Origin of the sequence: Jiangella gansuensis DSM 44835 (assembly GCF_000515395.1) — a bacterium.
GTDB classification, from domain to species: Bacteria; Actinomycetota; Actinomycetes; order Jiangellales; family Jiangellaceae; genus Jiangella; species Jiangella gansuensis.
Genome location: NZ_KI911782.1, coordinates 687,358 through 704,804, shown reverse-complemented (window position 1 = coordinate 704,804; position 17,447 = coordinate 687,358). Strand labels below are relative to the sequence as shown.

Sequence of the window (17,447 nt, the reverse complement as noted above, 5' to 3'; positions counted from 1 at the left end):
ACAACGCGAAAGGCCGCCGGACCCGACCATCACGGTCGGGTCCGGCGACCTCTACAGGGGAGTTACCGCGTCACTGACGAGCCTCAGACCTGAGCGCTGCGCCGGCTGACGGCGAACGCCGCCACCCCACCGGCGAGCATCAGGACGATGCCCATGAACAGCACCTGGCTGGAGGCGAAGCCGGTGTCCGGCAGGGTCTCGCCGTCGCCGGAGCCGTCCTCGGTGCCGTCGGTCTCGGTGCCGTCGGTCTCGGTCCCGTCGGTCTCGGTGCCGTCGGTCTCGGTGCCGTCGGTCTCGGTCCCGTCGGTCTCGGTGCCGTCGGTCTCAGTGCCATCGGTCTCGGTCCCGTCGACCTCGGTGCCGTCGACCTCGGTCCCGTCGACCTCAGTACCGTCCACCTCGACCTCGACGCCGTCAACCTCAACGCCGTCGACCTCGGTCCCATCGACCTCGACCTCGACGCCGTCGACCTCAACGCCGTCAACCTCGGTCCCATCGACCTCGACCTCAACGCCGTCAACCTCAACGCCGTCAACCTCGACCTCGACGCCGTCAACCTCAACGCCGTCGACCTCGACCTCGGTCCCATCGACCTCGACCTCGGCCTCGGCGCGTCCGTCGCAAGCGGTGTAGTACGCCGACTGGCTGTCGATCACCGCGTTGATCGGACCCTGCCAGAGCCACGGCAGGACGCAGGCGTCGTTGAGGACGTTCAGGCTGCCACCGTCGCCGGAGAGCAGACCGGCCAGCAGGCCATCAGCCGTCGGTGCCTCGGTGCCGCTGCAGGCGGTGTAGTGCGCTTCCTGCTCACCGAGCAGCGCGTTGACCGGGCCCTGCCACAGCCACGGCGCGGCGCAGACGTTGTTCAGCAGGTTCGCGCCGTCACCCGTCAGCGTGCCGTTGTTGTTGCAGGCCGCGTAGTGAGCGGACTGGCCATCGGTGAAGCCGTTGACCGGGCCCTGCCACAGCCACGGCAGCGCGCAGACGTTGTTGCCCACGTTGACGCCGTCGCCGTACGTCGTGCCGTCGCTGTTGCAGGCGACGTAGGTCGCCTCCTGGCCCTCGACGAACACGTTCGCCGGACCCTGCCACAGCCACGGCAGCGCGCACGCGCCGTTGAGCACGTTGATGCCGTCGCCGTAGGTGGTGTCCTCGGTGTTGCAGACCACGTAGTAGGCGGCCTGGTCCTCGACGCCACCGTTGGCCGGGCCCTGCCAGAGCCACGGCGCGGCGCACGTGTTGTTGAGGACGTTGATGCCGTCACCGTACGAGTCGGCCCCGTTGTTCAGGACGTTGATGCCATCGCCGATCGAGATGCCCGTGTTGCCATTGCAGGCCTCGTAGTAGGCATCCTGGCCACCGACGAAGATGTTGAACGGTCCCTGCCACAGCCACGGCAGCGCGCAGAGGCTGTTGCCGACGTTGATCTCGCCGAGACCCAGCTGGTCGAGAAGGCCGTTGGCCTCCTCCACGTTCGTGATTTCGTTGGGGAGCTCAACCCCCTCCCGCTCCTCAGCGGAAGCCGCCGGGACGCTGAGCGCGAAACAGGCGGCGAGCGCAGCGCCGGCAACAACGGCGCCACGCAGCACTGTCTTCAACACAATTCTCCTCAAATCATGGAAAGTGTTACCCCAGGCAACCTGTTTTCTGGGTGCCCGCCAGGGAGTACATTCGACGCCCTGACCAGACGTGTCAAGGTACTCTACAAAAGGTCATTCACATAGCTGACAGGCCCCCGGTAGTAATCTTTCCAGTTTGCATTGTTTGGGCGTCCGGTCAGCAGATAGCACCATCTGCCCGAATTCACTCACGGCGTCAGCGATTGCCGGCAGTTGCCCCTCGAGTTCTCCAGTGTCCGGGTTCTGCGATCCTTGGGCCGTGCGCCGTGATGTCATCCCCAGTCCGAACATCTGGACCTACCCGGACGTGTACGAGCAGGAGAACCGCGGCGTCGATCCCGACGGCGTCATCGAGGCCGCGATGCGCCGCCTGCACGACTGGCGCGGGCTCGACGTGCTCGACATCGGCTGCGGCTCCGGGTTCCACCTGCCATGGTTCGCCGCGGACGCCCGCCGCGTCACGGGGGTCGAGCCGCACCGCCCACTGCTCAAGCGGGCGGAGCGGCGGCTGGGTGAGTTGCCGGCCGACGCCCGCTCCCGGATCACCGTGCTGCGCGGCACCGCGCAGGCGCTGCCCGTGCCGCCGGCGACGGTGGACGTCGCGCACGCGCGGTGGGCGTACTTCTTCGGCCCGGGCTGCGAGCCCGGGCTGGCGGAACTGTCGCGGGTGATGCGGCACGGCGGCACGGCGTTCGTCATCGACAACGACGCCACCCGCTCGACGTTCGGCCGCTGGTTCCGCACCGGCCTGCCCGATTACGACGCCGCCGCCGTCGAACGGTTCTGGGCCCGTCAGGGATGGCACCGCGAGTCCCTGGAGATGCGCTGGGCGATGCCCGACCGGCGGACCTTCGAGGCGGTCGTACGCATCGAGTTCGCACCCGACACCGCGGACGCCATACTCGCTGAGCATTCGGGCAGCTCCGTCGACTACGCGGTCAACCTGTTCTGGCGCCGCTTCTGACGACGACGGCGTTCGCGCCACGTTGTCGGACGGCCAGGCTACGGTTCGAGGCATGGCGAAGGCAGCACAGATCTTCCGGTGCGGCGAGTGCGGCTGGACGACGGCGAAATGGGTCGGCCGCTGCGGTGAGTGCCAGGCCTGGGGCACCGTCGAGGCTGCCGGCGCGCCACGGGCCGGTGCCGTCGCCGCCGGCCCGGTAGCCGAGGCGGCGCGACCCATCGCGGCGGTCGGCCTCGAGGTGGCGCGGTCGCGGCCCACCGGTGTGGGCGAGTTCGACCGTGCGCTCGGCGGCGGGCTGGTCCAGGGTGCCGTCATCCTGCTGGCCGGCGAGCCGGGCGTCGGCAAGTCGACGCTGCTGCTGGATGTGAGCGCGCGCTGGGCGCACGAAGCGGGCCGCGCCCTCTACGTCACCGGTGAGGAGTCCGCCTCCCAGGTCCGGCTGCGGGCCGAGCGCACGGGCGCACTGGCCGACCATCTGTACCTGGCGTCCGAGACCGACCTGTCGGCGGTGCTGGGGCACGTGGAGGCGGTGCAGCCGTCGCTGATCGTGCTCGACTCGGTGCAGACGGTCTCCAACCCGGCGACCGACGGCGCGGCGGGCGGGGTCACCCAGGTCCGCGAGGTCGCGGCGGCGATGATCCGGGTGGCCAAGGAACGCGGCATCGCCACCATCCTGGTGGGTCACGTCACCAAGGACGGCGGCATCGCCGGCCCGCGGGTGCTCGAGCACCTGGTCGACGTGGTCCTGCAGTTCGAGGGCGACCGCCATTCGCGGCTGCGGCTCGTGCGCACCATCAAGAACCGCTACGGCCCGGCTGACGAGGTCGGCTGCTTCGACCTCACCGACACCGGCATCAGCTCGCTGGCCGACCCCACCGGGCTGTTCCTGTCACGGCACGCCGCCCCGGTGCCGGGCACCTGCATCACGGTGACGCTCGAGGGGCGCCGGCCACTGCTGGGCGAGGTGCAAGCGTTGGTCGCCACCTCCGCGTTGGCCACGCCGCGGCGGGCGAACAGCGGGCTGGACTCCTCCCGTGTGGCCATGGTGCTGGCAGTGCTCGAACGCCGTGGCAATGTCCGGCTGAGCAGCAGCGACGTCTATACATCCACCGTCGGCGGGGCCAAGCTGACTGAGCCCTCCGCCGATCTCGCCATGATGCTCGCCGTGGCCAGCGCCGCGTCCGGCCGGCCACTGCCGCCGGCGCTCACCGCGCTCGGCGAGGTCGGTCTGGCAGGCGAGATCCGCCGTGTCGTCGGCCTGCAACGACGGTTGGCCGAGGCCGAACGCATGGGCTTCACGACGGCGCTCGTTCCGGCCGACCCCGGTCCGGTGCCGGCCGGCATCAAGGTCATCGAAGTGGCCGATGTCGGCCAGGCGCTCGCCGCGGCCGTCGGTGGCGTGGCCTGATGCGGCCATGATTTCGCTCGCCGGCACCTGATTCGTTGTGTTGTATTGACGCGTTCGTCGCCACAGAAGGGCACGAAACGCCCTAGACTGTTCAACCCAGCGTCGTCTGCCGTCCCACCGCGGCGCGGCGCTGAGCGCCCGTACACTGAATTCCACGAAAGCCGTCAGGTCACGACAGGGGTCACGTGCAAGGCAACGATCGAGCCGGCGCCGATGCGAAGTTGCGCCTGGCTCTGGCAGCTGTAGCGCCTGGCACAGCCCTGCGCGAAGGCCTGGAGCGCATTCTGCGCGGGCGCACCGGTGCCCTCGTGGTGCTCGGCTACGACAAGACCATCGAGGCCATGAGCACCGGAGGCTTCTCCCTCGACGTCGAGTTCAGCGCCACCCGGTTGCGTGAGCTGGCCAAGATGGACGGTGCCATCGTCGTCGACCGCGACTGTACCAAGATCCTCAAGGCCGCCACCCAGCTGGTGCCCGACCCGTCCATCCCCACCACCGAGTCCGGCACGCGCCACCGCACCGCCGAACGTGTCGCCAAGCAGACAGGTTTCCCTGTCATCTCGGTCAGTCAGTCGATGCGCATCGTGGCCATCTATGTCGACGACATCCGGTACGTGCTGGAAGACGCCGGCCAGATCCTCTCCCGCGCCAACCAGGCGCTGGCCACGCTGGAGCGGTACAAGCTGCGCCTCGACGAGGTCTCCGGCACGCTGTCCGCGCTCGAGATCGAGGATCTCGTCACCGTCCGCGACGTCGTCGCCGTCGCGCAGCGGCTGGAGATGGTCCGGCGCATTTCCGTCGAGATCGACGGCTACGTCGTCGAGTTGGGTACCGACGGCCGGCTGCTCAGCCTCCAGCTCGACGAGCTCGTCGCCGGCGTCGACACCGACCGCGAGCTGGTCATCCGCGACTACCTGCCGGCACCGTCCGGGCGGCGCAGGCGCAGCCTCGACGAGGCCATCAGCGCACTCGACACGCTGTCCGGTGCCGACCTCCTGGACCTCGGAGCCGTGGCCCGGTCGCTCGGGTTCCCCGGCGGAGGCGAGCAGCTCGACGCCGCGGTCAGCCCGCGCGGGTTCCGGCTCCTGGCCCGCGTGCCACGGCTGCCCGACAGCGTCATCGACCGCCTGGTCGAGCACTTCGGCGGCCTGCAGAAGCTTTTGGCTGCCAGCGTCGACGACCTCCAGGCCGTCGACGGCGTCGGCGAGAGCCGCGCCCGCAGCGTCCGCGAGGGCCTGTCCCGGCTGGCCGAGTCCAGCATCCTCGAACGCTACGTCTGACTCGCCCCGACAGCCCGGGAACGAGCTTGTGGGCCCGCTCCCCTGGTCGGGGTGCGGACCCACAAGCGGTGTTCACTTCACGCGATGCCCTCGGCCACGAGCCTTCGGGCACCCACGGCGGTGGGTGGTGCCGCCATGTCTTGATCGACTCAGTTCTCGAGGATGACCGGCTCGGAGATGCCGCCCTCGGGAACCTCGACGCTCAGCTCGGGGAAGCTCAGCAGGCCGACCTCGGCGCTACCGATCTCGACCTCGCCCACGACCGGCACCTCGACGCTGAGGGTGATCCGCACGGACAGGCCGCCACCGGAGGCCGCCGCGGCGGTGCCGTCCTCGGCGATGACGGTGTCGTCCTCGCGGTAGTCGGCGAAGTTGAGGTTCACCGAGACCCCGCCCAGGTCGATGGTTTCGTCGAAGCCCGGCTCGACGTCGATGACCTCCTCGTCTGCGACGTGCAGCTCCAGCGCCGGCAGCTCGTAGTCGAACGACGCGCCGCCCGGCTCGCCGGTGGCCTCGAGACGGCCCCAGGCGTTCGGGGTGTCACCGTCGTCGGCGCCGGCGAAGCCGAGGGAGATGCCGCCCTCGGCGGCGCCGCCGAGGATGCTGAGGTCGGCGAACCGGCCGCTGACCTCGGCGTAGGCGCCCAGGGTGCCGTCGTCCTTCGGGAACGTGCCGGTCTCCTGCAGGAGCTGGCCTGCGCCGACGGTCATCAGCGGGCTCCCGGCGGGCAGCTCGATCGGCAGCAGCTCGGTGACCGGCCCGAGGTCGTCGACGTGGAGGAGGTCGACCTGGCCGACGCCCGAGTACAGCGAGGTGAGCACGCCGCCCGGCGCACCCTCGGTCACCAGGTCGTTGTTCCAGTTGGCCTTGACCTCACCGGAGATGGCGCTGAGCGTGCCCACGATCGGCACCTCGACGTCGTGCACACCGTAGCTGGCCGACTCGGCCTCCTCCGGCAGCGCGACCTGCTCGACCAGGTACGGCACGTCGAACTCGGCGCCGGCGCCGCCGACGCTCGCGATGGTGCCGAACGCGCGCGAGTGGACGCCCTCGTCCTCGCCCTCGATACCGGCGGAGTTCGCCTCGGACTCGATCTGACCGACGGTGACGTGCGCGTCGACCTCGGGGACCGGCACCGGGATCAGAGCGTTTCCGGCTGTGGCGACCCGAGCGGTGGCGTAGTAGCCGTCGGCGGCGATCCGGAAGTCGCCGTCCTGGCGCGCGTCCTGGCCGGCCTCGGCCGCCTGCGCCTGGAACCCGGCGGTGGTGACGGCCAGAGCGGCACCGGCGACGCCCGCGACCGCCTTGACCGCAGTTCGGCGGGAGCGCCGCCTGTCAGCCGTTCCACAAGTCATACGTACTCCTCTTTCGATTCTCTTTTCCAGCCAAAATGGACTCGGCCAGCTTTATCGGATGTGCGTGTTGATCACACGGCGAAGACGCTAACTTTCAGACGAGCGATGAGTCAACGGACATCACGAAGTCTGCGGCCAGGTCATTCGCATCGCTATCGGCACGAAGCTCATTTATGCGCTACCGCCCTTTTTGACCCGCCTGAGCGTCATTGCCGGTGTCGTCTGCCCTGCGGCATTCTCCGGGGGTGCCGAGTGCCGAGCACCCGAGGCGCAGCTCGTAGAATCGCGTTTGATGCACGCCGCCGTCATGTCCTGGTACGCCGCGAATGCGCGCGAGCTGCCCTGGCGCGCGGCGGACCGGACTCCGTGGGGGGTCCTGGTGAGCGAGATCATGCTGCAGCAGACCCCGGTCGCGCGGGTCCTCCCGGTGTGGCGGGAGTGGATGGTCCGCTGGCCGGAGCCGGCCGGGCTGGCGTCAGCGGAGCCCGGCGAGGCCATCCGCGCCTGGGGCCGTCTGGGCTACCCGCGCCGCGCGCTTCGCCTGCACTCCGCCGCCCGGGCCATCGTCGACGCACACGCGGGCCGAGTGCCGTCGAGCTACGAGGACCTGCTCGCGCTGCCCGGGGTCGGCGAGTACACGGCCGCCGCGGTGGCGTCGTTCGCCTTCGGCGCCCGGCACGCGGTCCTCGACACCAATGTCCGCCGGGTGCTGGCCCGAACCGTGAACGGAACCCAGTACCCGCCCCCGTCGACGACGGCAGCGGAACGCCGGCTGGCCGAGAGCCTGCTCCCGCCCGAGGACGCACCCACCTGGGCCGTCGCGGTCATGGAGCTGGGCGCGCTGGTCTGCACCGCCCGGTCACCACGCTGTGACGGCTGCCCGGTCAGCACCGACTGCGCTTGGCGGCTCGGCGGATCGCGGCCCGACGACGGCCCACCCCGGCGCGGACAGGCCTGGCACGGCACCGACCGGCAGGCCCGCGGCCGGCTGATGGCGGTGCTGCGCGACGCTGCCGGACCAGTGCCCAAGGTCCGCCTGGACGACGCGTGGCCGGTGGCGGTCCAGCGGGAGCGCGCCCTGGACGGACTGGTCGCCGACGGCCTGGTCGAGCCGCTGGACGACGACCTGTTCCGGCTGCCGGTCGGCTGACCCATCGGCGCCTCTGGCAGGGCGCCCACCGGCGAAGCATCGTCCTGCCGATGTGACCACCCTTGACCGACGGTAATCATTTCGCTACGTTCCGCCACAAGCCGGTCCGTTGAAAACGGCAACCGCCTACCCCTGGGGAGGCCCCGCATGTCCCCGATTCACCGCCGTCGCGTTCTGCGTTCGTTCGCGGTCGCGGGTGCCGCGTTACTGGCCTCGCCGGGCGCCGTCCTGGCCGAACCGGCACCGAACGCCGGCACCGCGCCCTCTGCTGCGGACTCCGCGGCCGAGTACGCCGCCGACCAGCTGGCCCGGATGACGCTGGAGGAGAAAGTCGGCCAGCTGTTCGTCACCCACGTCTACGGCACCGACGCGACCACGGTGACCCCGGCCGAGGCCGCGCTGAACCAGGCCGCCTACGGCGTGGACACGCCGGCCGAGGTGGTCGACAAGTATCACCTCGGTGGCGTCATCTACTTCGCGTGGTCCGGCAACGTCAGCAACCCCAGGCAGGTCGCGGGGCTGTCCAACGGCCTGCAGGCCACCGCCACCGACGACGGCGGCCCGCCGCTGCTCATCTCGGCGGACCAGGAGACGGGCATCGTCGCGCGGATGCCGGCGCCGGCGACCCAGTTCCCCGGTGCCCAGGCACTCGCCGCGGGCGGTAGCACGAACGCCGCGCGGGAAGCGGCCCGCATCACCGCCCGCGAGCTGCGCGCCGTCGGCATCAACCAGAACTTCGCACCGGTCGCCGACGTCAACGTCAACCCGGACAACCCCGTCATCGGAGTCCGCAGCTTCAGCTCCGATCCCCAGCTCGCCGCCGACTTCGTCGTCGCTCAGGTCGCCGGTTACCAGCGCGGCGAGGGCGTCGCGGCTGCCGCCAAGCACTTCCCCGGGCACGGCGACACCACCACCGACAGCCACTACGGGGTGCCGGAGATCGACCACACCCGGCAGGAGTGGGAGACCATCGACGTGCCGCCGTTCCAGGCCGCCATCGACGCCGGCATCGACGTCATCATGACCGCGCACATCGTGGTCGACAGTCTGGACCCATCCGGCATCCCGGCCACGCTGTCCCGCCCGATCATCACCGACCTGCTGCGCGGCGAGCTGGGCTACGACGGCGTCGTCATCACCGACGCGCTCAACATGGACGCCATCCGTGAGCACTTCGGGCCGGACCGAGTCCCGGTGCTGGCCCTGCTGGCCGGCGTCGACCAGCTGTTGGTGCCCGAGGACGGCGAGATGGACGTCATGTACCAGGCGGTGCTGAACGCCGTGCGCAGCGGCGAGATCAGCGAGCAGCGGCTCGACGAGAGCGTCACGCGGGTGCTGGAACTGAAATGGCGGCGCGGCATCGTCGAGGACCCCTTCGTCAAGGTCGCCGCCGTCGACCGCGTGGTGGGCAACCGGGCGCACCGGATCGCCGCCGAGCGGATCACCGACCCCACCGTCACGGCACTGCGCAACACCGGCGGCGACGGCGCACCGATCCTGCCGGTCACCGCCGAGGGCACCTCGGTCAGCGTCGTCACCGCCAACACGGCCGCCGGCAACGACCTCGCCGCCGCGCTGCGTGAGCGAGGCGCCACTGTCGACGTCATCGCCAGCGGTACCCGGCCCAGTGACGCCAGCATCGCCGCCGCCGTCCAGGCCGCGGGCAGCCACGACCTCACCGTCGTCGTCACGTCCAATGCCGCGGACACCACGGCGACCGACCCGCAGGGCCGGCAGCAGCGGCTGGTGCGTGAGGTGACGGCGACCGGCGCGCCGGTCACCGCCGTCGCGGTCCGCAACCCCTACGACGTTGCGTACCTGCCGGAGTCCGCCGGCTTCCTGGCGGCCTACTCCTCGACGACGGTCTCGATGCGCAGCGTCGCCAAGATCATCACCGGGGAGATCTCGCCCGCCGGCCGGCTGCCGGTCGACGTCCCCGCCGCCGACGCCTCAGTGCTCTACCCGATCGGAACCGGCCTCGCGTGGTGATCTACGTCCTCCCGTACGTCCATCCCACCATCCGCCGACTCCCGAGGAGCCGCTCATGGACCGCCGCCAGTTCATCGCCCGAGCCGGATGGGGCGCAGCGACCGCAGGTCTCGGCGCCGTGACCGCCGCCGGAACCGCGTCCGCCGCCGCCGGCACGTCCTCGGCCCAGAGCACCAGCGCCGGAAGGGGCGTACTCACCGGCGCCCAGCAGTGGGCCGCGGACGGCTGGAGCGCGCTCAGCGGGCACCGGGTCGGTGTGATCTCGAACCCGACCGGCATCCTGGCCGACGCCTCGCACATCGTCGACAGCATGGTCGCCTCCGGCGCCGTGAACATCGTCGGCGTGTTCGGTCCCGAGCACGGCTTCCGCGGCTCCGCGCAGGCCGGCGAGGCCGAGGAGACCACCATAGACCCCCGCACGGGCGTCACCGTCTACGACGCGTATGGTGCCCAGGAAGCGGGCTTCATGCGGATGTTCGCCGAGGCCGATGTCGAGGTCGTGGTCTTCGACATCCAGGACGTCGGTGCGAGGTTCTACACCTACATCTGGACCATGTGGTCGGCGATGCGGGCCGCCGCCCGGATGGGCCTGAAATTCGTGGTGCTCGACCGGCCCAACCCGATCGGCGGGAGCGCCGCCGGCCCCATGCTGCGCCCCGGTTACGAGTCCGGCATCGGACAGCGCTACATCGTGCAGCAGCACGGCATGACGGTCGGGGAGCTGGCCCAGCTGTTCAATGCCGAGTTCCTGCCCGACGACGCCGGCGCCGTCGTCGAGGAGCTGGAGATCGTGACGATGCGCCGGTGGCGGCCGGACTCCCTGTACGCCGAGACCGGCCTGCCGTGGGTACCGCCGAGCCCGAACATGCCGACGCCGGACACCGCCGTCGCCTACGTGGGGACCTGCCTGTTCGAAGGCACCGCCGCGTCGGAGGGCCGCGGCACCACCCGCCCGTTCGAGTTCATCGGCGCGCCGTACGGCACCTACCACTGGGCCGACGACCTCAACGGCGCCGACCTGCCCGGCGTCGACTTCCGCGAGGCCTACTTCGTCCCGACATTCAGCAAGTTCACCCGACAGGTCTGCGGCGGCGTCCAACTGCACCTCACCGACCCGGCTAAGTTCGACGCGGTCCGCACCGGGGTCACCATGCTGACCACGCTCAAGCATCGCTACCCGGATGACTTCTCCTGGCGCGGGGGCGGCACCAGTGACGGCTTCATCCACCTGCTCCACGGGTCGGACCGGCTGCGGATCATGGTGGACGCGGGCGCGTCGGCCGACGAAATCGTCGCGTCCTGGCAGGACGAGCTGGCCGAGTTCGACCGGCTGCGCCAGCAGTACCTGCTGTACCGGGGCCGTCGATGAGCCGGGCTAGGGTCGCTGTCGTGGCAGCGCTCACCACCGCACTGCTGGCGGGCGGCGTCCCCGCCGGCGCCGACCCCGACGCCGGCCGGTTCGACCGCCCGCACGACGGGTTCATGTCGCCGCGGACGGTGCTCGGCCAGGCCGCCCCCGGGGACGTCGGTCTCGACGCCGACCGCATCCAGGCCCTGGTCGACGCCGCCGCCTCGTACACCGAGGTCGCACCCGGCGCCGCGCACCCGCTGTATGCCGGCGCCGTCGTGCTGGCCGCACACGACGGGCAGGTGGTGGCACACGAAGCCAGCGGTTGGGCGCTCCGTTACGCCGACGGCGACGGCACCGAGCTGCCCCGCGACGAGTGGGTGCCCACCGCGCCCGACACCATCTACGACCTCGCCTCGGTCTCGAAGCTGTTCACCACCATCGTGGTGCTGCAGCAGGTGGAGGCCGGCCGAATCGACCTGGACGCCCCCGTCGCGGACTACCTGCCCGCGTTCGCCGCCCACGGCAAGCAGGACATCACGATGCGGCACCTGCTCACCCACACCAGCGGCCTGGTGTCGTGGCTGCCGCTGTGGCGTGACTGGCCGACGCCCGAGGCCCGCATCGACGCCGTCCTCGCCACCACGCCGGCGAACCCGCCGGACACCACCTACCTGTACTCCGACCTGAACATGATCACCGCGGGGCTGGTGGCGGAGGAGGTCAGCGGGCAGCCGCTGGACATCCTGGTGCGCGAGGGCATCACGGAGCCGCTGGGGATGGTCGACACCGGCTACAACCCGGACCCGGAGCTGCTGCCGCGGATCGCCGCGACGGAGTACCAGGCGGCCCCGCCTCGCGGGATGGTGCACGGCGAGGTCCACGACGAGAACGCGTGGTCGCTGGGCGGGGTGGCCGGTCACGCCGGCGTCTTCGGAACAGCGCAGGACCTGGCGCTGCTGGCGCAGGCGATCCTCAACGGCGGCGCCTACGGCGGCGAGCGGATCCTGCGCCAGGACACCGTCGAGGCGATGCTCACCGACGAGAACACCGCCTACCCCGGGAACGCTCATGGGCTCGGTTTCGAGCTGGGCCAGCGGTGGTACATGGACGCGCTCGCGTCGCCGTCGTCGGCCGGGCACACCGGGTACACCGGAACAAGCATGGTCATCGATCCGCAGTCGCGCTCGTTCGTGATCCTGCTGTCCAACCGGGTGCACCCGTCCCGGAGCTGGGGCTCGATCAACCCGGCCCGGCGCGCGGTCGCACACGAGCTCGGCTACGCGCTGTCGGTGTCGCCGCGTTCCGGTGACGATGCGTGGCGGGCACATGAGGGCGATGCCCGCACCTCGACGCTGAGCCTGCCGGTCCAGCTGAACGGGAACTCGACGCTGCTGTTCGACCTCTTCGTGGACACCGAGTCGACCGACCCGCTGACACTGGAGATCTCCACCGACGACGGCGCCTCCTGGTCGCCGGTGCCGTTCACCGCCCGCCGGGGCGGCGAGCGCATCGACGCCGACGCCGGCACCGTCAGCGGCCATCAGGGCCGGCAGTGGTGGAGCGCCCGGGCCGAGTTCTCGGATGTCGACGGTGAGGCCGTCCTGCGCTGGCGGTACACGACCGACAACCTGTACCAGGGCCGCGGCGTGTACGTCGACGGCGTCGTGCTGCGGACCCGCGGATTGCCGACGTTCCACGGCGAGCGGAGCCCGGAGCGCTTCGAGGCCGACGGCTGGAACCTGGCGTCGTCCTGACCCGGTGATCGACAGGGCGTTGCTACCGCTCTTGGGGTAGCGGCCCCCTGTCGATCACCCCGGTCAGATGAGGTCGATCAGGTCGGCGATCGAGTTGACGACGTGGTTGGGCTGGTACGGGTAACGCTCGACCTGGTCGCGACGGGTCGAACCGGTCATGACGAGGTACGTGCGCAGCCCGGCCTCCATGCCGGCGACGACGTCGGTGTCCATCCGGTCGCCGACCATGGCGGTGGTCTCCGAGTGCGCCTCGATGCGGTTCATGGCGCTGCGGAACATCATCGGGTTCGGCTTGCCGACGTAGTAGGGCTCCTGGTTGGTGGCCCGCGTGATGAGCGCGGCGACCGCCCCGGTGGCCGGCAGCGGACCGTCGGCCGACGGACCGGTGGAGTCGGGGTTGGTGGCGATGAACCGGGCGCCGTCACCGATCAGCCGGATCGCCCGGGTGATCGCCTCGAACGAGTAGGTGCGGGTCTCGCCCAGCACGACGTAGTCGGGCTTGCGGTCGGTGAGCACATAGCCGATGTCGTGCAACGCGGTGGTGAGACCCGCCTCGCCGATGACGTACGCCGAGCCGCGCGGGTGCTGGTCGTCGAGGAACTGGGCGGTCGCGAGCGCGGAGGTCCAGATGGCCTCCTCCGGTAGATCGATACCGGAAGAACGGGCCAACCGGGCCTGGAGATCACGCGGCGTGTAGATCGAGTTGTTCGTCAGGACGAGGAACCGGCGTTCCCGGTCGACCAGCCGCTGCAGGAACTCCGGTGCACCCGGGATGACGCGGTCCTCGTGCACGAGGACGCCGTCCATGTCGGTCAGCCAGCACTCGATCTCACGGTTACTCACCCTGCCACTCTAAGGTGGCGACGACGACGCCCGCGGCTGCGGCCGCCATATGAGCCGGACATGGCATCATTCGACCCCATTCGCGGCATTCGCGATACCGGGCCGGATCAGACACTTACAGCCGACGTGACCATCCCCACACCCCCGGCACCGGACAATCACCGGCAAGCACACTGAACAGCCCGGGGCGCCGATGTGGATCAGGTAGTGTCCAACGAGGCTTCCCGGGTCGATTTCTTTCGCCGGGAAGCTCGTTTGTGACGAGGACTATTTTCAGGAGTTCGACTAAATGAGCCGATTCACCAGGACCGTTTCCGTGCTCGGCGCGGGCGCCATGGCGCTGGCGCTCACCGCCTGCGGTGGCGACGACAGCTCCGAGTACTGCGACCTGATCACCGACACCGAGGAGGACTTCTCCTCCGCCCTCAGCGGTGACCCGACCGACCCCGAGAACTCCGACGTGATGCAGGACCTCGCGGACCGGATGAACGAGATCGCCGACGCCGCTCCGGACGACGTCCAGGGCGACTGGGAGTACGCCGCCGAGGCGTTCCAGGCGTTCACCGAGATCGACCCCGAGGACCCGGCGTCGCTCGAAGGCATGGAGCAGTACGCGGACATGGACACACGGATGCAGAACATCTCTGACCAGGTCAGCGAGGAGTGCGACATCGAGTTCGGCTGAGCTCGATCCGCCTCTCCACTTCGGTGGAAATGATCACGTTCGGCATGGCTGCTCCCGCTTCCCCAGGAATGCTTGCCTGGTGAAGCGGGAGTTCGCCCGACGAACAGAGAACCGCCCCGCCGTCCGGACCGGAGTCCGGGGGCGGGGCCGTTCTCTGTGGTAAGGCCTTGACGCCTTACGACGGCGCCTTGTCGTGCTTGGACGTGCCTCCCGTGGAACCGGACGCACCGGCAGCGACCGGTGCCGGCGCCTCGGGCAGCTCGGACTTGGGGCTTCCGGCGAAGCTGAACGTGGTACCGGCGCCGGGGCCCTCGCTCTCGACGTCGATCAGCACGATCTCGCCGGCCTTGAGCTCGCCGAACAGGATCTTCTCCGACAGCGTGTCCTCGATCTCGCGCTGGATGGTCCGGCGCAGCGGCCGGGCACCCAGGACGGGGTCGAACCCGTGCTTGGCCAGCAGCTCCTTGGCCGACTGGGTCAGCTCCAGGCCCATGTCCTTGTCGCGCAGGCGCTCGTCCAGCTCGGCGATCCGCAGGTCGACGATGCGCAGCACCTCGTCCTGGGTCAGCTGGTGGAACACCACGATGTCGTCGACACGGTTGAGGAACTCCGGCCGGAAGTGCTGCTTGAGCTCCTCGGTGACCTTCGCCTTCATCCGGTCGTAGCTGCCGCCGACGTCGTCGCCCGCCGAGAACCCGAGGTTGACACCCTTGGCGATGTCGCGGGTACCCAGGTTCGTGGTCATGATGATCACGGTGTTCTTGAAGTCGACGACCCGGCCCTGCGCGTCGGTCAGCCGGCCGTCCTCGAGCACCTGCAACAGCGAGTTGAAGATGTCCGGGTGGGCCTTCTCGACCTCGTCGAAGAGCACGACCGAGAACGGACGCCGTCGCACCTTCTCAGTCAGCTGGCCACCTTCCTCGTACCCGACGTAGCCAGGCGGGGAGCCGAACAGCCGCGAGACGGTGTGCTTCTCGGAGAACTCGCTCATGTCGAGCTGGATCAGCGCCGACTCGTCACCGAACAGGAACTCCGCGAGCGTCTTGGACAGCTCCGTCTTACCGACACCGGACGGGCCGGCGAAGATGAACGAACCACCCGGACGCTTCGGGTCCTTCAGGCCGGCGCGGGTACGGCGGATCGACTTGGACAGCGCCGAGATGGCGTCCTCCTGGCCGATGATCCGCTTGTGGAGCTCGTCCTCCATGTGCAGCAGCCGGGAGGTCTCCTCCTCGGTGAGCTTGAAGACCGGGATGCCGGTGGAGAACGCCAGCACCTCCGCGATCAGCTCGTCGTCGACCTCGGCGACGACGTCGAGGTCGCCGGCCTTCCACTGCTTCTCGCGCTCGATCTTCTGCGCGATGAGCTGCTTCTCCTTGTCGCGCAGCGACGCGGCCTTCTCGAAGTCCTGCGAGTCGATCGCGGACTCCTTCTCGCGGCGGACGTCGGCGATGCGGTCGTCGAACTCGCGCAGGTCCGGCGGTGCGGTCATGCGGCGGATGCGCAGCCGGGCGCCGGCCTCGTCGATGAGGTCGATGGCCTTGTCCGGCAGGTACCGGTCGGAGATGTAGCGGTCGGCCAGCTGAGCCGCCGCCACCAGGGCACCGTCGGTGATGGACACTCGGTGGTGCGCCTCGTACCGGTCGCGCAGCCCCTTGAGGATCTCGATGGTGTGCGCGAGCGTGGGCTCCTGCACCTGGATGGGCTGGAAGCGGCGCTCCAGGGCGGCGTCCTTCTCGACGTACTTGCGGTACTCGTCGAGCGTGGTGGCGCCGATGGTCTGCAGCTCGCCCCGGGCCAGCATCGGCTTCAGGATCGACGCAGCGTCGATGGCGCCCTCGGCGGCACCGGCACCCACCAGCGTGTGGATCTCGTCGATGAACAGGATGATGTCGCCGCGGGTACGGATCTCCTTCAGGACCTTCTTCAACCGCTCCTCGAAGTCACCGCGGTAGCGCGAACCGGCGACCAGGGCACCGAGGTCGAGCGTGTAGACGTGCCGGTCCTTCAGCGTCTCAGGCACCTCGCCCTTGACGATGGCCTGTGACAGCCCCTCGACGACGGCGGTCTTGCCGACGCCGGGCTCGCCGATCAGCACCGGGTTGTTCTTGGTGCGGCGGGACAGCACCTGCATGACCCGCTCGATCTCCTTCTCGCGGCCGATGACCGGGTCGAGCTTGCCCTCACGAGCAGCCTGGGTCAGGTTGCGGCCGAACTGGTCGAGAACGAGCGAGCTGGACGGCGCCTCACCCTGTGGGCCGCCGCCGGCCGTCGCCGCTTCCTTGCCGCCCTGGTAGCCGGAAAGCAGCTGGATGACCTGCTGCCGGACCCGATTGAGATCGGCCCCGAGCTTCACCAGGACCTGGGCGGCGACGCCCTCGCCCTCGCGGATGAGTCCGAGAAGGATGTGCTCGGTGCCGATGTAGTTGTGGCCGAGCTGGAGCGCCTCGCGCAGGCTCAGCTCCAGCACCTTCTTGGCACGCGGCGTGAACGGGATGTGCCCGCTGGGTGCCTGCTGCCCCTGGCCGATGATCTCCTCGACCTGTTGACGCACGGCCTCGAGCGAGATGCCGAGACTCTCGAGCGCCTTCGCCGCCACACCCTCGCCCTCGTGGATGAGTCCGAGAAGGATGTGCTCGGTGCCGATGTAGTTGTGGTTGAGCATCCTGGCCTCTTCTTGGGCCAGGACGACAACGCGCCTCGCGCGGTCGGTGAACCTCTCGAACATCAGTGGCGCTCCTTGCCGAGCGGTCGGCTGTGGAGACGGGGAGCTCCACATCTGACTCACTCGATGCTATATCCGTCGCCCGCCACTCTCCCGTGCGGTACGGCGGGATCGAGACGGCGGCGGATGTCGTACTTACCGTGCCTGCAAGAACACCATGCTTGGTACCCGATGTTCCACCCCAAAGGCCCCTGGAGCCTCTCGTTCGCTGCTGGCGAAGCGTACCGGCCTGCCGGTGGCGCGCCACCGGCAGCCGTCCGGGGCTCCTTTTCGTAGGGTGGCAGGCGGGGATCGGAGTCGACGACGGCGGGGTGGGCGAGTGCG

General features: G+C 69.8%; 12 protein-coding genes. 8 read left to right on the top strand and 4 right to left on the bottom strand.

The features are described from left to right. Positions 1-83 precede the first annotated feature (83 nt). The gene (locus JIAGA_RS32730) at positions 84-1,601 is read right to left on the bottom strand and encodes an LPXTG cell wall anchor domain-containing protein (protein WP_157552644.1); all 1,518 of its coding nucleotides are present in this window, start codon (positions 1,599-1,601) and stop codon (positions 84-86) included. Positions 1,602-1,878: 277 nt separating this feature from the next. On the opposite strand from JIAGA_RS32730, the gene JIAGA_RS0103600 reads away from it, so the two are divergent. The 3 genes from JIAGA_RS0103600 (at position 1,879) to disA (ending at position 5,271) form a co-directional block, all read left to right on the top strand. Continuing rightward, the gene (locus JIAGA_RS0103600; RefSeq protein ID WP_026874607.1) at positions 1,879-2,583 is read left to right on the top strand and encodes a class I SAM-dependent methyltransferase; all 705 of its coding nucleotides are present in this window, start codon (positions 1,879-1,881) and stop codon (positions 2,581-2,583) included. Between the two features lie 52 nt (positions 2,584-2,635). Next, positions 2,636-3,991 carry a DNA repair protein RadA gene (radA, locus tag JIAGA_RS0103595; protein ID WP_026874606.1) on the top strand — a complete coding sequence of 452 codons (1,356 nt, stop codon included), beginning with the start codon at positions 2,636-2,638 and terminating at the stop codon, positions 3,989-3,991. Positions 3,992-4,212: 221 nt separating this feature from the next. Then, positions 4,213-5,271, top strand: coding sequence for a DNA integrity scanning diadenylate cyclase DisA (gene disA / locus JIAGA_RS0103590; protein ID WP_026874605.1), 1,059 nt, complete (start codon positions 4,213-4,215; stop codon positions 5,269-5,271). Positions 5,272-5,420: 149 nt separating this feature from the next. Here disA and JIAGA_RS0103585 read toward each other — a convergent pair whose 3' ends face one another. After that, positions 5,421-6,626: a hypothetical protein gene (locus tag JIAGA_RS0103585; RefSeq protein WP_026874604.1), complete on the bottom strand. Its 1,206-nt coding sequence runs from the start codon at positions 6,624-6,626 to the stop codon at positions 5,421-5,423. Between the two features lie 292 nt (positions 6,627-6,918). Between JIAGA_RS0103585 and JIAGA_RS0103580 the strand changes: the two genes are divergently transcribed. The 4 genes from JIAGA_RS0103580 (at position 6,919) to JIAGA_RS0103565 (ending at position 12,870) form a co-directional block, all read left to right on the top strand. After that, entirely contained in the window at positions 6,919-7,776 is an 858-nt protein-coding gene (locus tag JIAGA_RS0103580; protein ID WP_035812049.1) for an HhH-GPD family protein, read from the top strand. A 147-nt stretch (positions 7,777-7,923) separates the two neighbouring features. After that, positions 7,924-9,765 carry a glycoside hydrolase family 3 protein gene (locus JIAGA_RS0103575; RefSeq protein WP_035812046.1) on the top strand — a complete coding sequence of 614 codons (1,842 nt, stop codon included), beginning with the start codon at positions 7,924-7,926 and terminating at the stop codon, positions 9,763-9,765. Between the two features lie 55 nt (positions 9,766-9,820). After that, on the top strand, positions 9,821-11,134 hold the full coding sequence (locus JIAGA_RS0103570; protein ID WP_035812045.1) for an exo-beta-N-acetylmuramidase NamZ family protein: 1,314 nt from the start codon (positions 9,821-9,823) through the stop codon (positions 11,132-11,134). A 20-nt stretch (positions 11,135-11,154) separates the two neighbouring features. Continuing rightward, positions 11,155-12,870, top strand: a complete 1,716-nt coding sequence (locus JIAGA_RS0103565) for a serine hydrolase domain-containing protein (protein WP_211239495.1) — start codon at positions 11,155-11,157, stop codon at positions 12,868-12,870. A gap of 63 nt (positions 12,871-12,933) precedes the next feature. On the opposite strand, the gene JIAGA_RS0103560 is transcribed toward JIAGA_RS0103565, so the two are convergent. Beyond that, positions 12,934-13,677: an HAD-IIA family hydrolase gene (locus tag JIAGA_RS0103560; RefSeq protein ID WP_051426576.1), complete on the bottom strand. Its 744-nt coding sequence runs from the start codon at positions 13,675-13,677 to the stop codon at positions 12,934-12,936. A gap of 325 nt (positions 13,678-14,002) precedes the next feature. On the opposite strand from JIAGA_RS0103560, the gene JIAGA_RS0103555 reads away from it, so the two are divergent. Then, positions 14,003-14,398, top strand: coding sequence for a hypothetical protein (locus tag JIAGA_RS0103555; RefSeq protein WP_157552641.1), 396 nt, complete (start codon positions 14,003-14,005; stop codon positions 14,396-14,398). A gap of 175 nt (positions 14,399-14,573) precedes the next feature. Here JIAGA_RS0103555 and JIAGA_RS27340 read toward each other — a convergent pair whose 3' ends face one another. Further along, positions 14,574-17,126: an ATP-dependent Clp protease ATP-binding subunit gene (locus tag JIAGA_RS27340; RefSeq protein ID WP_035812044.1), complete on the bottom strand. Its 2,553-nt coding sequence runs from the start codon at positions 17,124-17,126 to the stop codon at positions 14,574-14,576. Between the last annotated feature and the right edge of the window lie 321 nt (positions 17,127-17,447).